The following is a 12,003-nucleotide window of genomic DNA, read 5'->3' as shown; positions in this document are numbered from 1 at the left end:
AGGAGAACCTCATGCTGAACCACCCTGCTGAAAAATACCGCCCCTTCCCGGTGATTGAGTTGCCTGACCGTCAGTGGCCCTCGCGCCAGCTCACCCAGGCACCGCGCTGGCTGTCCACCGATCTGCGTGACGGCAACCAGGCGCTGGCGACACCCATGGACAGCGCCCGCAAGCTGGAGTTTTGGCAGCTGTTACTGCGCTGCGGCTTCAAAGAGATTGAAGTGGCGTTTCCTGCCGCCTCACAAACTGATTTCGACTTTGTACGCCTGCTGATTGAGCAGCATCATATTCCGCAAGGCGTTGCGATTCAGGTACTGACGCAAGCACGCAGCGATCTGATTGATCGCACCTTTGAAGCCCTGCGCGGCGCACCGCAGGCGATTATTCATATGTACAACGCCACGGCACCGTTGTTCCGCGAACGCGTATTCCGCCAGAGCAAAGCAGAGATCATTGAGCTGGCCTGCGCTGGGGCACGGCAAATCCGCGCCCAATGTGAAGCACAAAACGACACCGCCTGGACCTTCCAGTATTCACCTGAAACGTTCTGCTTTACCGAACCTGAATTCGCGCTGGAGATTTGTGAAGCAGTCGCAGCGATCTGGCAGCCGGGGCCTGAACGCCCGATGATTATTAACCTGCCCGCCACGGTGGAAGTGAATACTCCGAACGTGTATGCGGATCAGATTGAGTATTTCTGCCGCCACTTTAGCCAGCGATCGCAGGTGGCGATTTGCGTGCATCCGCATAACGATCGCGGCACCGGCGTGGCCTGCGCCGAACTGGCGATACTGGCCGGAGCCGATCGCGTTGAAGGCTGTTTGTTCGGTAATGGTGAGCGCACTGGCAATGTCGATATCGTGACGCTGGCTCTGAATTTATATACTCAGGGCGTAGCGCCGGAACTCGATTTCAGCGATATCCAGCAGGTGCTGGAAGTGGTGACACGCTGCAACCAGTTGCCGGTGCATCCGCGCCATCCGTACGCTGGTGAGTTGGTGTTTACCGCGTTTTCGGGTTCGCATCAGGATGCGATTCGTAAGGGCTTTGCCGAACGTAGTGAGCGTCAGGAGGCGATCTGGCAAATGCCGTATCTGCCACTTGATCCGATCGACATCGGTTGCAGCTACGAAGCGGTGATTCGCGTCAACAGTCAGTCCGGTAAAGGCGGTGCCGCCTGGCTGCTGGAGCAAAACCATGGCCTGCAGTTACCGCGCGGGTTGCAGCAGGAGTTCAGCCGCATTGTGCAGCAGCAAACCGATGCTCACGGACAGGAGATGACGCATCACGCACTGTGGCAACTGTTCTGCCAGCATTACGGCTTAACGCAGCCTGCACGCCGCTTGCTGGACGCGGAAAGCCATAGCGATGAGAAAGGTGAAACACGATTTAAAGCGCGCCTGCAGGATGGCGGACAAACGCTGACGCTGGAAGGCAAAGGCAACGGACTGCTGTCGGCGGCGGTCGCGGCACTGCGTCAGCGCTATGATCTGGCAATCAGCATTGAGGATTACCACGAGCATACGCTGGGTAAACGCAGTGATAGCCGCTCTGTTACCTATATTAGCTGTACCAATGCACGCGGCGAACGTGCCTGGGGTGTGGGCATCGATAATGATGTGACACGCGCCTCATTACAGGCGCTACTCAACGCAGCCCACGCTTTTCTGCCGCAGGAAAGTAGTTTGCCGGTGTAACGCCGAGCACGCGGCGGAACATCGCACTGAAGGCGCTCGGGCTGTCATAACCGAGTTCGAGCGCCACCGTTAACACCGTTTCGCCCTGCGCCAGCCGCGCCAGCGACACGCTGAGGCGTGCGCGGCGCACCCAATCGCTGAACTGCAAGCCCGTTTCGCGGTTAAAATGACGCGCCAGCGTGCGTTCAGCGACACAGAGTTCGCTGGCCGCTCTCGCGAGTGTCCAGCTCTCGCCCGGTTGCTGATGAATTTGCTGGCACAGTGCACGCATCCGCTCACTTTCCGGCCACGGCAGGCCGAAGGGCAGCACATCCATTACGCGAATTTCATCGAGAATCAATTCATAAATGCGTTCCGCACGACTGCCAGAGGCGTAAGCGTCCGGCAATGCCAGAGCACTGACGATCAGCTCTCGCAGTAGCGGGGAAATCTGCACCACCTGACAACTGGCAGGCAGATCCGCTCGTGCGAGCGGATCGACAAACAGCGTGCGTGCAGCCACGGCACCCACAATCTGCAGTGCATGCCCGGTGCCCGCCGGTAACCACACGCCACGACTCGGCGGCACAATCCAGCTGCCCTGCCGGGTTTCGACTTTCACTACGCCGCTTAAGGTATGGATCAACTGTGCACAATCGTGGTGATGCCATGACTCAGCATCACCGTGCACATAATCGTGCGCATAAGGCACCAGCGGACGCTGGCTAAAATCGAAGTTGAGGCGCTGGCTCATTTAGCGCTTCAGGTATTGGTAAACCGCCGCCAGGTCCTGCTCGCCGTAACCGGCATCGACCGCCTGCTGCCAGACATCGACGATGTTCTCCAGCGCGGGCAGTTTGGTCTCACCCGCAGCATCCAGTGCCAGTCTGGCATCTTTCAAGGCCCACACCAGATGCATCTGCGGGGTGAAATCACCACTGGCGATCATACCCAGTTTCATTTTGGCGTACGGGGCTGCCAGCGGGCCACCATCCAGCACTTTCCACAGATCGTCGGTGCTGAAACCAAACTGCTCCGCCAGGCGTGTACTCTCCGCCAGACTTTGCATCAGGCCAATCAGCCAGCTGTTGACCACCAGTTTCATACGCGAGCTGGCACCCGCCTCACCCAGCCACTGTGTGCCTTTTCCAATTGCAGCAAACACCTGCTCAGCGGCCTGCGCTTTGCTTTGATCGCCGCTGGCCATCACCAGAATCTGCGCATTTTCGGCAGGCGCTTTGGTACCGGAAACCGGCGCATCGATAAAGAGCACGTCCGGACGTGCGTGTTGCAGGTCGGCAATCAGCGCATCAGTCGCTTCCACGCCAATAGTCCCCATCTGGCAGACGGTCGCGCCCTGCCTCAGTGCGCTGCTCGCTTCGGTCAGGGTCTGGCGCGTGATGTCGCCGTCAGACAGCATGGCGATCACCACATCTGCGCCTTCCACCGCCTGTGCCGCGCTGTCGCTAAGCTGCAAACCAGCATCCAGCAGGTCTTCACCTTTGGCACGCGTGCGATTCCAGCCACGCACCACGAACCCTTTTTTCAGTAAGTTGGCGGCAAAAGCGTGCCCCATTGCGCCTAAACCTAATACCGCGACAACCGGTTGCTGACTCATCTTGATTCCCTTTTATGCATTCAGACAAAACAGTCAGACTGACAGAAATTTCTGCGCGCAGCCAGGCGAGAGGTGCGCCGAAAGGCATTTTTTAATCTCAACCCCGACAAGGCACAGGGTTAATCAGCATGCTTTTAAACAACCCTGGGCGCTTTCTGGCGAGTAGGATGGGATAACGATTTACCGGGTTAATTTTATCATTGCGGCAATGACACAAGAATTCGTATTCATCGCTATTCGATTATTGGAAAAAGTTCGCATATGATAAATGGGAAATTAACACTCTATAAATAATTACCGATGTCATCAGAAAACCAAAGCTTAAAAGTCACTCGAGAACGTGGAAGACCCCGAGTCTTCGATATGGACGACGTTTTAGATAAAGCAATGATAGTATTCAGAAAGAAAGGTTATCACGCTTCATCAATAGCCGACCTGGGCGAAGCCATGAGTTTAACGGCTGGAAGTATATATAAGGCGTTTACTGATAAGCGCACCCTTTTTTTGCGGGTATTTGAACGCTACATTGCCCTCCGTAATGCCGATTTACGTCAGCGGTTGCAACATTTCCCGGATGGCAGATCGCGGATTGAGGAATTACTGCAATTTTATTTAGACTCTGCGGTTGAGATTGAAGGGCGTAGAGGTTGTTTGGTTGTTGGGAGCACGGTTGAACTGCAAACGCTGGATGAAGAACTTTCAGCGTTAGTCAGGCAGGCCGTGTTGCGTAATCAAAACTTTCTCGTTTCGCTTATTATTGAAGGCCAGAAAGACGGATCTATTTCCTCTCAACTGGATGCTGAAACTGCGGCAGGCTTATTGCTGTGCGTGGCATTCGGCATGCGTGTGGTTGGTAAAGTTCAGGATGTGACTAATGGGAAAAAAACCATTACTATGGTGATGAAGGTTCTGGAATAATTCATTTGCCATATTAGGAAATAGTCATTTCCTAATTAAATTTAATCATAGCGCTCTCCTGACGCCTGTGATCCCTAAGAGGAATTGATATGTGCATCAATGATGTAGCGAAGAATCACAGAATGGCTATGGAGCAGGATGCGGCACCTCCAAAAGATATTTCAGAAGAGGAAGCCCTGGGGCGCGTTGTGGGCGAAATTTTAAGCGCGGGAAAAACGCTCAGTCGTAAAACACTGTGTTTTGAATTGCTCAAAAAGCTGGATGAAGCTGAAGAATCATCAGTTAAAAGGCACTATTCAAATATTTTTAAGAAATTATTGTCTTGTTAGCTTATAAATAAAAAGCGCATCCGTTTGATTGCTTTTAATATCTCTATTTTGAGCAATCATCGTTTCGTGTCGCCGACATCCTTTTTGTATTCGATAACATCATGAGCCAGTGCTTGCCGTTACGCTTATTCTTCTCGTTTCTGTATAAGAAACATCCCAATCATGGCTCAAACAAAGTAATAGGGAATAATCTGCTTTCCCCAGCGCAGAAAAAAAACAAAATCACCTCCTCATCAGATAAGAATTAATTATGTTTTTAAGTCATGAGGATAATAAAAATGAAAGACCCTATACAGCGTCGCATCCCGTCAAATTTGTCGCGCATTGAATTATCTGAACAGTGGCAAATCACTTACTGGACGCTCACTCTGCATACGACTCAGGAAAGACTTACCCGGGCGGTGCGAGAAGTAGGATCAGAGACCGAAGCTGTTCGCCGATGGCTCACTGAGCATCCTCCTGCCCGACAACCTCAGTCTTATTAAGGTGATAGGCCATCGTCATGACACTGGCGGGATAGACGCATAAGGACAACGTGAGCGCAGTTTCATTATCGTTATGGCTTATGAATCCATCCGGCAGCCGCTCAGTCGTTTGCGTTGTCCCTGTTCAGCCCATAGCCAACAAAATAGCCATGAGTCAACGGCCTTTACACATCAAACGTCACAGCCCTCTCCCTGCCTGAGGTATAAAACGCTAATAACAGCATTTATTTAATATAATGCGTGAAAATGTAATACCATTTATCGGCAAAACTATTAACATATGCGCGATTAATGTTCCATTTGGTTCATTCCACGTCTTTTATACGGTCTTTCATAATGAAAATTGCTTTACTGCGACAGGCACCGTTGCTGATGCTGCCTGCATTATTCCCTTTGCAATTGATGGCGGCGGATAATGCCAGCAATACCATGGTCGTCAGTGCCGCGCCCGCGGGCACCGGTTTGTCAGAGCTGGATACGCCCGCGGCGGTGAGTGTGGTGTCTGGTGAGGATATGCGTCATGCGGCACCACGCGTCAACCTCTCGGAAAATCTCGCCAGCGTGCCGGGCATGCAGATTCAGAACCGTCAAAATTATGCGCAGGATTTACAAATTTCCGTGCGCGGATTTGGCTCGCGATCAACCTTTGGCCTGCGCGGTATCCGTCTTTATGTCGACGGTATTCCCGCCACGATGCCCGATGGTCAGGGACAAACCTCAAATATCGACATTGGTTCGATTGATCACGTTGAAGTACTGCGCGGCCCCTTCTCAGCCCTGTACGGCAACTCGTCGGGCGGTGTCATTAATGTCGAGACCCAAACCGGCCAGCAGCCTACCACGCTGGAAGCCAGCACCTGGTACGGCAGCTACGGCAGCTGGCGCAACAGCGTCAAAGCCAGCGGTGCGACCGGTGATGGCACGCACGCCGGCGACGTGAATTACACCGTGTCGGCCTCGCGCTTTACCACCCATGGCTATCGCGATCACAGCTCGGCAGAGAAAAACCTCGGTAACGCCAAACTCGGTGTGCGCATTGATGATGTCAGCACCCTGACGCTACTGTTTAACAGCGTTCACGTGGATGCGCAGGATCCCGGCGGTTTGACCGAGGCGCAATGGAAAGATAATCCGCGTCAGGTTGCAAGTAACGTGACGCTTTACAACGCGCGCAAAACCGTCGACCAAACGCAGGCTGGGCTGCACTATCAGCGCCAGATGAGCGAGAATGACGATCTCAGCGTAATGATGTACGCCGGTGAGCGTGAAACCACGCAGTATCAATCGATTCCGATGGCGACCCAGCTGAAAGCAGGCTATCCCGGCGGCGTGATTTCGCTGGCTCGCCACTATCAGGGGATTGATACGCGCTGGACCCATCGCGATACCGTGTTCACCCTTCCTGTGACGCTGACGGCTGGTCTCGACTATGAAACCATGACCGAAAAGCGTAAGGGTTATCAGAATTTCACCACCAGCAATGGCGTGACGGATTACGGCGTGCAGGGTGATATGCGCCGCAATGAACGCAACCTGATGTGGAACCTCGATCCTTATCTGCAAACGGCGTGGCAGTTCACCGATAAGTGGTCACTGGATGCTGGTGTGCGTTTGAGCACGGTGAATTTCGACTCCAACGATTATTACGTCACTTCCAGCGATCCCGATGACAGCGGTAATCGACGTTATCACCGCTGGCTGCCTGCCGCCTCACTGAAATATGCGATTGATAATAGCTGGAATGCCTATGTGTCTGCGGGCCGTGGCTTTGAAACGCCTACGCTAAATGAGTTGTCTTATCGCTCAGCCGATCAGTCTGGCCTGAACCTCAATCTGAAGCCGGCGACCAGCGATACGGTTGAGCTGGGCACTAAAAAGCGTATCGGTAACGGTTTAATTACCGCCGCCGTGTTCCAGACCGATACCAAAAACGAAATCGTCTCTGACAGCAGCTATGAAGGCCGCACCAGTTATAAAAATGCCGGTGAAACCCGTCGTCGCGGGCTGGAGTTGGGTCTGGATCAGGAGTTTGGTTATGACTGGCACCTGAAAGCGGCGTGGACCTTGCTGGATGCGCGCTATCGCTCTAACGCCTGTGGCACTGAAAGCTGTGACGGCAACCGTATTCCAGGCATCGCACGTAATATGGCCTATGCCGGGTTAGCCTATGCGCCGGATCATGGCTGGTATGCCGGCGGTGATGTGCGCTACATGAGCGACATTGCAGCGGACGATGAAAATGATGTCAAAGCACCCTCTTATACCGTATTTGGCCTGAACTCGGGTTATAAGTGGCTGGTACAGAACTGGACGCTGGACTTGTTTGGTCGCGTGGATAACCTGTTTGACCGCACCTATGTGGGTTCAGTGATCGTCAATGAGAGCAACGGTCGCTATTACGAGCCGGCGCCAGGACGCAACTACAGTGTTGGTCTGACGGTAAGTTATGCGTTTCAGTAACTGACATCGCGCCTGATAAAAAGCCCTGCAACCTTATTCGGATTGCAGGGCTTTTTTTATGCCGTTTTGACAATGCGCATGCAGTGCATGAGCATGCCTGACCAGTCGTTTTACTTCAGCAGAGCCAGCACGTCGGTGGTTGAGCCGGTTTCGCCCAGACGCGGGAAGATACGCTCAACGCTGTTTTGGTGGGTATCAGCGTTCAGACAGGTCATCGCATCTGTTGCCAGCGTGACGTTGTAACCTAGCTCGTAAGCCTGACGCGCAGTGGATTCCACGCCAATGCTGGTGGCGATACCGCACACCACCACCTGAGTGATACCACGCTGCTGCAACTGATCGTGCAGATCCGTATTGTGGAAACCACCCCAGGTCTTTTTCGTCACGGCAATTTCATCGGCTTTCAGCGCCATTTCCGGTACCAGCACAGCCCAGTCGGCTGGCAGTTCGCCACTATGACGCGCCTGCTCGTTACGGCCTGGTGCGCCACCGGCGACATTCACTTTCACCACCGGCAGGTTTTTGTCATGAAACGCCTTAACCAGCTGTGCACAACGCTCAACCACGACATCGGCTGACAAAGGCGCAACAGGAAGACGGACAATACCGTGCTGCAGGTCAATCACAATCAGGGCGGTTTTTGCGTCTAAGGTCGTTAAAGCCATGGGAATTCCTCTCAGGATTATTGGTCGGCAATACGTTGCAGTAAGGGAATAGCGGCCATTAAAATTTTCTGCTCCGCACTATTAAGCGTGGTTGCCATGCTTTGGAGTAGCCAGTCATCACGTTGTGCACGATTGGCGGCGATCAGCCTCAGGCAGCTTTCGGTCGGTAGATAGCGGGTTTTACGGCCGTCCAGCGGATCGGCTTCCCCTTTCACTAACCCCTGCGCCTGCAAGCTGGCAACGGTCGCACCCATCGACTGGCTGCGCACGCCTTCTAACCCGGCCAGTTCAGTTACCGTCATTGCGCCATCGCGCACCAGATATCCCAACACAGAAACCTGCGGCCAGGTAAGATCGCCCGGTGGGGCCGATTCGCGCAGACGTCGCGCCAGTTTGCCATTCACGCTGCGTAGAGTCGCAGCCGCGCTATTCAGGTCGCTCATGGCACCTTCTCCTTACTGATGAAGCGCGAGCATATAAATACGAAGGCAAACTGTGTAGTTAACCTTCGTATCAATTTGTAATTGGCACTCACGGCCGCTTGATGTAATGAATCAAACTGTGAAAACGCAGCGGTGTGCTGAGGGGATTGCGATAACTGTGCGCGACATCCGCCGCAAACTGGTGCGCTTCGCCGTTGAGCAGGCGACGCCAGGTTCCCTCCACGCACAGCAGCAGTTCACCTTCCAGCACCACCACCTGCTCAATCACGCCACTTTCGTGCGCGGAAGAGTCGCTTTGCGCGCCGCCAGCAAGGGTGACTTCCAGCAGATCAAAACGCAACGCGGCATCATATGGCAGCAGCGGCTTCACCTGCATTTGCGCATTGGGTTGGCTAAACGTCGCGGCGATACCCGGCGGTTGATCGCTACCCTGAACAAAAAACGAGAAAGGCACATTGAAACCGGTAGCGATTTTCCACAATGTCGCCACCGTCGGGCTGGATTCACCGCGTTCGATTTGGCCCAACATCGCTTTGCTGACACCGGTGCGATCCGCTGCCAGTGTCAGGCTCCAGCCGTTCGCCTGACGCAATTGTTTTAACGCCTGGCTCAAATGTTGATGCAGATTTTCCATGCTATCTCCTGGCAAATTCGCGCGCAGTGTAGCACTTGTGCGTTATAACACACTCGTGCAATAGTGTGCGTTATAACGCACAGCAGGATGCAAATCGATGATCACCGCCACTTCGCGCAACGCTTTCTCTTTCCCTATGCTGGTTTCCGGCTTTATTGCGGTGCTGGTGGGATACAGCAGCACTGCCGCATTGATTTTTCAGGCCGCTCAGGCTGCAGGCGCCTCGCCGGAACAAATCGGCGGATGGCTTTCGATGCTCGGCATTGGCATGGGTCTCGCCTCTTTCGGTCTTTCGGTGTGGACACGCATGCCCATTCTGGCCGCCTGGTCGACGCCGGGGGCGGCACTGTTGGCCACCAGCGTGCAGGGCCTGACCTTAAATGAAGTGGTCGGCGTTTTTGTGGCGACCAATGCGCTGATCGTACTGAGTGGCGTAACCGGACTGTTTGCCCGCTTGATGAACCACATTCCGCAATCTTTGGCCGCGGCAATGCTGGCGGGGATTTTGCTGCGCTTCGGTATTGGCACCTTTACCGGTTTACAAGGCAACTTCGCCCTGTGCGGCAGTATGTGTCTGGTGTGGCTGTTAAGCCGACGCTGGCTGCCGCGCTATGCCATCATTCTGGCGCTGATCGCTGGCGTGCTGGTGGCGGTGGGTCAGCAGGCGATTCATTTCCCGCCGCATGCTCTGACGCTGAGCGTGCCGGAATTTATCATGCCGCAGTTCACGCTGGCATCGCTGATTGGGGTTGGATTGCCCTATTTTCTGGTCACCATGGCCTCACAAAATGCACCGGGCATTGCGACCTTACAGGCGCATGGCTACCAACCGCCGGTTTCCGCTCTTACTGGCTGGACCGGTTTTATTGCGCTGATCTTGTCTCCTTTCGGCGGCTTTTCGGTGTGCATAGCGGCCATTACCGCTGCCATTTGCATGGGAGAGGATGTGGATGCCGATCCGAAACGACGCTGGATGGCCTCCGCGATTGCCGGGATTTTCTATCTGCTGACTGGCTTTACCGGCGCGCTGATTGCCATTCTGTTAAGTGCCTTGCCGCAGGTGCTGATCGCCACGCTGGCCGGGCTGGCGCTGCTGGCTACCCTCTCCGGCAGCCTGCAACGCGCGCTCGCCGAGCCCGATCACCGTGACAGCGCCATCGTCGCCTTTTTAATCACCGCCAGTGGTATCTCTCTGCTGGGGATTGGTTCTGCCTTCTGGGGATTAATCGGCGGCATGATCACCCATCTGGTGCTGAGCCACCGCGCACGCGCTTAAAATTTCAGCAACCGACGCTTACACGCGGGAAAAACACCCTGTTTTTCCCCCTTTATCAGCCGTTTGATTCCCCTGCATTTGGCTTAAGATCACCAGTATCGCCAAATACACACACTATTTTGCTTCAGGCAACCACCGATAAGGGCCCTACGAGTGGCAAAAACTTTTCTGCGCAGCGGCAATCTGGATTCGGTACTGGCACTGGGTGAAAACGGCCAGCCGGTCTGGGCTTCTGCCCTGCAAATCCGTGAAACACTGCGTTTACGTCGCCAGACGGCGCTGGCAAACTGCCTTGCCATTCCCCAGGCTAACGAACGTGGGGACCGCCTCGACTGGTATGCGCCCTTTAACGGCAAAGTAAAATCCTGGCGCGGTGCCAGCGATCATGAGCGGCAAAAAGCGCTGGAACTCCTGACGCTCAACCAGCAGGATTTACTGGCCGCAAGTTTACGCGCGCGTGACGCGGAGAATCCGGCGATGCGCCTGTTTGGCGCCTTACTGAGCAAGACGTTGCAGTTCCCGGATCAGCAATATGTTTATCTGGTTGATGGCAAACCCGTCATCACCTTCTGGGGCTTTGTCGATCCGCAGGCGCGCTCACGCGATGACGCACTGGCCTGTCTGCGCGACAGCCTCGAAGAGGATTTACCGCCGTTGCTGCCAGAACCACCGGCTGCGGTTATCGTGGCGCCGGTTATTGCGCCGTTGATTGAAGTGCCTGCCGTTGTGGCTGCACCCGTGGTGGAAGAGCCCGTTGAGATCGCCCAGCCTGAACCTGAAGCGCCACAACCCGCACCTGAGCCTGAGCCTAAAGTTGAACAGCCGCCTGTTCGCCGCCCTTCCGCATTGCGTCCATTGGCATTGCTGCTGCCGGTTGCCGCCGTGGCTGCGGCTGGCGTAGCGTTCTGGCTGCACAGCTCAGCGCCTGAAGCCCCACCGCCTGCCCAGGTTGCCGATGCACCGGCTCCCGTTTTCACGCCACCGCCAGTGGTCGCGAAAGCTGAGAAACTGGCCGCCACGCTGCCACAAAAAACCGCCACGGTCACCGCTGCGCCTGTGCCTGCCGCGCCTCCTGCGCCGCCTGAGGTGATTGCTGAACATACGGAACCGGCCAAGGCCGATGACCTGGTGATGACCACCGAAGATGCGCGTATTGGCTCCGTGAAGTTTATCAACGGCACCTGGCGCGTGATATTACGACAAACTAACCTGCCAACCGGTAAGCCACCGAGCCTGCGTTACCAGCTCCGTAACGGCAAAGGCATCGCTACCATTACACAGGGCGACAATATCCGCTGTAAAGCCGATGTGACTGCCGCAATGACGGTGGACGGCACCATGGTGGTTCGCAGCCGCTATACTGCGACCTGCAGCGACAAATCGCGCTACCGCATGCCGGAACTGGTGTGTAAAGCCGGTGATGGCATTGCCAGTTGTACTGCGCAGTACGGCGCAGATCAGGTCTTCCCGTTGACGATTAAGCGTGAGAGTAAGTAAAC

General features: G+C 54.9%; 12 protein-coding genes. 7 read left to right on the top strand and 5 right to left on the bottom strand.

Features of this window, described 5'->3' with window-relative positions; translation table 11 throughout:
• The first annotated feature begins 11 nt into the window (after positions 1-11).
• On the top strand, positions 12-1,697 hold the full coding sequence (gene leuA, locus FD737_RS04995; RefSeq protein ID WP_160832871.1) for a 2-isopropylmalate synthase: 1,686 nt from the start codon (positions 12-14) through the stop codon (positions 1,695-1,697).
• On the opposite strand, the gene FD737_RS04990 is transcribed toward leuA, so the two are convergent.
• Both FD737_RS04990 and FD737_RS04985 read right to left on the bottom strand, forming a co-directional pair.
• Positions 1,648-2,430: a helix-turn-helix transcriptional regulator gene (locus FD737_RS04990; protein ID WP_160832870.1), complete on the bottom strand. Its 783-nt coding sequence runs from the start codon at positions 2,428-2,430 to the stop codon at positions 1,648-1,650. The two genes, leuA and FD737_RS04990, sit on opposite strands and share 50 nt — an antisense overlap.
• Entirely contained in the window at positions 2,431-3,294 is an 864-nt protein-coding gene (locus tag FD737_RS04985) for an NAD(P)-dependent oxidoreductase (protein ID WP_160832869.1), read from the bottom strand.
• 300 nt (positions 3,295-3,594) lie between these two features.
• On the opposite strand from FD737_RS04985, the gene FD737_RS04980 reads away from it, so the two are divergent.
• The 4 genes from FD737_RS04980 (at position 3,595) to pqqU (ending at position 7,486) form a co-directional block, all read left to right on the top strand.
• On the top strand, positions 3,595-4,212 hold the full coding sequence (locus tag FD737_RS04980) for a TetR/AcrR family transcriptional regulator (protein ID WP_097117210.1): 618 nt from the start codon (positions 3,595-3,597) through the stop codon (positions 4,210-4,212).
• Positions 4,213-4,301: 89 nt separating this feature from the next.
• Positions 4,302-4,541 carry a hypothetical protein gene (locus FD737_RS04975; protein WP_237448741.1) on the top strand — a complete coding sequence of 80 codons (240 nt, stop codon included), beginning with the start codon at positions 4,302-4,304 and terminating at the stop codon, positions 4,539-4,541.
• 263 nt (positions 4,542-4,804) lie between these two features.
• Positions 4,805-5,026, top strand: a complete 222-nt coding sequence (locus FD737_RS04970) for a DUF3606 domain-containing protein (RefSeq protein ID WP_306439518.1) — start codon at positions 4,805-4,807, stop codon at positions 5,024-5,026.
• Positions 5,027-5,362: 336 nt separating this feature from the next.
• Entirely contained in the window at positions 5,363-7,486 is a 2,124-nt protein-coding gene (pqqU, locus tag FD737_RS04965; protein ID WP_202404470.1) for a TonB-dependent receptor PqqU, read from the top strand.
• A gap of 110 nt (positions 7,487-7,596) precedes the next feature.
• On the opposite strand, the gene FD737_RS04960 is transcribed toward pqqU, so the two are convergent.
• The 3 genes from FD737_RS04960 to FD737_RS04950 form a co-directional block, all read right to left on the bottom strand.
• On the bottom strand, positions 7,597-8,151 hold the full coding sequence (locus FD737_RS04960) for an isochorismatase family protein (protein ID WP_097117212.1): 555 nt from the start codon (positions 8,149-8,151) through the stop codon (positions 7,597-7,599).
• Between the two features lie 17 nt (positions 8,152-8,168).
• Complete coding sequence (locus tag FD737_RS04955; protein ID WP_097117213.1) at positions 8,169-8,594, bottom strand: MarR family winged helix-turn-helix transcriptional regulator; 426 nt, start codon at positions 8,592-8,594, stop codon at positions 8,169-8,171.
• 88 nt (positions 8,595-8,682) lie between these two features.
• The gene (locus tag FD737_RS04950) at positions 8,683-9,228 is read right to left on the bottom strand and encodes a helix-turn-helix domain-containing protein (RefSeq protein WP_034827330.1); all 546 of its coding nucleotides are present in this window, start codon (positions 9,226-9,228) and stop codon (positions 8,683-8,685) included.
• Positions 9,229-9,325: 97 nt separating this feature from the next.
• Between FD737_RS04950 and FD737_RS04945 the strand changes: the two genes are divergently transcribed.
• Positions 9,326-10,504 (top strand): benzoate/H(+) symporter BenE family transporter, encoded by a 1,179-nt coding sequence (locus FD737_RS04945; protein WP_058959995.1) that lies wholly within the window; start codon positions 9,326-9,328, stop codon positions 10,502-10,504.
• A gap of 153 nt (positions 10,505-10,657) precedes the next feature.
• Positions 10,658-12,001: an SrfA family protein gene (locus FD737_RS04940; protein WP_160832868.1), complete on the top strand. Its 1,344-nt coding sequence runs from the start codon at positions 10,658-10,660 to the stop codon at positions 11,999-12,001.
• Positions 12,002-12,003: the final 2 nt, after the last annotated feature.

Source organism: Pantoea sp. Seng (assembly GCF_009829935.1).
In the GTDB taxonomy this organism is placed as follows: domain Bacteria; phylum Pseudomonadota; class Gammaproteobacteria; order Enterobacterales; family Enterobacteriaceae; genus Pantoea; species Pantoea communis.
Note: the sequence above shows the minus strand (reverse complement) of the source record. Positions and strands in the feature narration are given on the sequence as shown.

Coding starts and splice junctions, on each gene's coding strand:
- FD737_RS04985 (WP_160832869.1), bottom strand. CDS start 3,294: ATGAGTCAGCAACCGGTTGTCGCGGTATTAGGTTTAGGCGCAATGGGG.
- pqqU (WP_202404470.1), top strand. CDS start 5,363: ATGAAAATTGCTTTACTGCGACAGGCACCGTTGCTGATGCTGCCTGCA.
- leuA (WP_160832871.1), top strand. CDS start 12: ATGCTGAACCACCCTGCTGAAAAATACCGCCCCTTCCCGGTGATTGAG.
- FD737_RS04980 (WP_097117210.1), top strand. CDS start 3,595: ATGTCATCAGAAAACCAAAGCTTAAAAGTCACTCGAGAACGTGGAAGA.
- FD737_RS04955 (WP_097117213.1), bottom strand. CDS start 8,594: ATGAGCGACCTGAATAGCGCGGCTGCGACTCTACGCAGCGTGAATGGC.
- FD737_RS04970 (WP_306439518.1), top strand. CDS start 4,805: ATGAGGATAATAAAAATGAAAGACCCTATACAGCGTCGCATCCCGTCA.
- FD737_RS04975 (WP_237448741.1), top strand. CDS start 4,302: ATGTGCATCAATGATGTAGCGAAGAATCACAGAATGGCTATGGAGCAG.
- FD737_RS04945 (WP_058959995.1), top strand. CDS start 9,326: ATGATCACCGCCACTTCGCGCAACGCTTTCTCTTTCCCTATGCTGGTT.
- FD737_RS04960 (WP_097117212.1), bottom strand. CDS start 8,151: ATGGCTTTAACGACCTTAGACGCAAAAACCGCCCTGATTGTGATTGAC.
- FD737_RS04950 (WP_034827330.1), bottom strand. CDS start 9,228: ATGGAAAATCTGCATCAACATTTGAGCCAGGCGTTAAAACAATTGCGT.
- FD737_RS04990 (WP_160832870.1), bottom strand. CDS start 2,430: ATGAGCCAGCGCCTCAACTTCGATTTTAGCCAGCGTCCGCTGGTGCCT.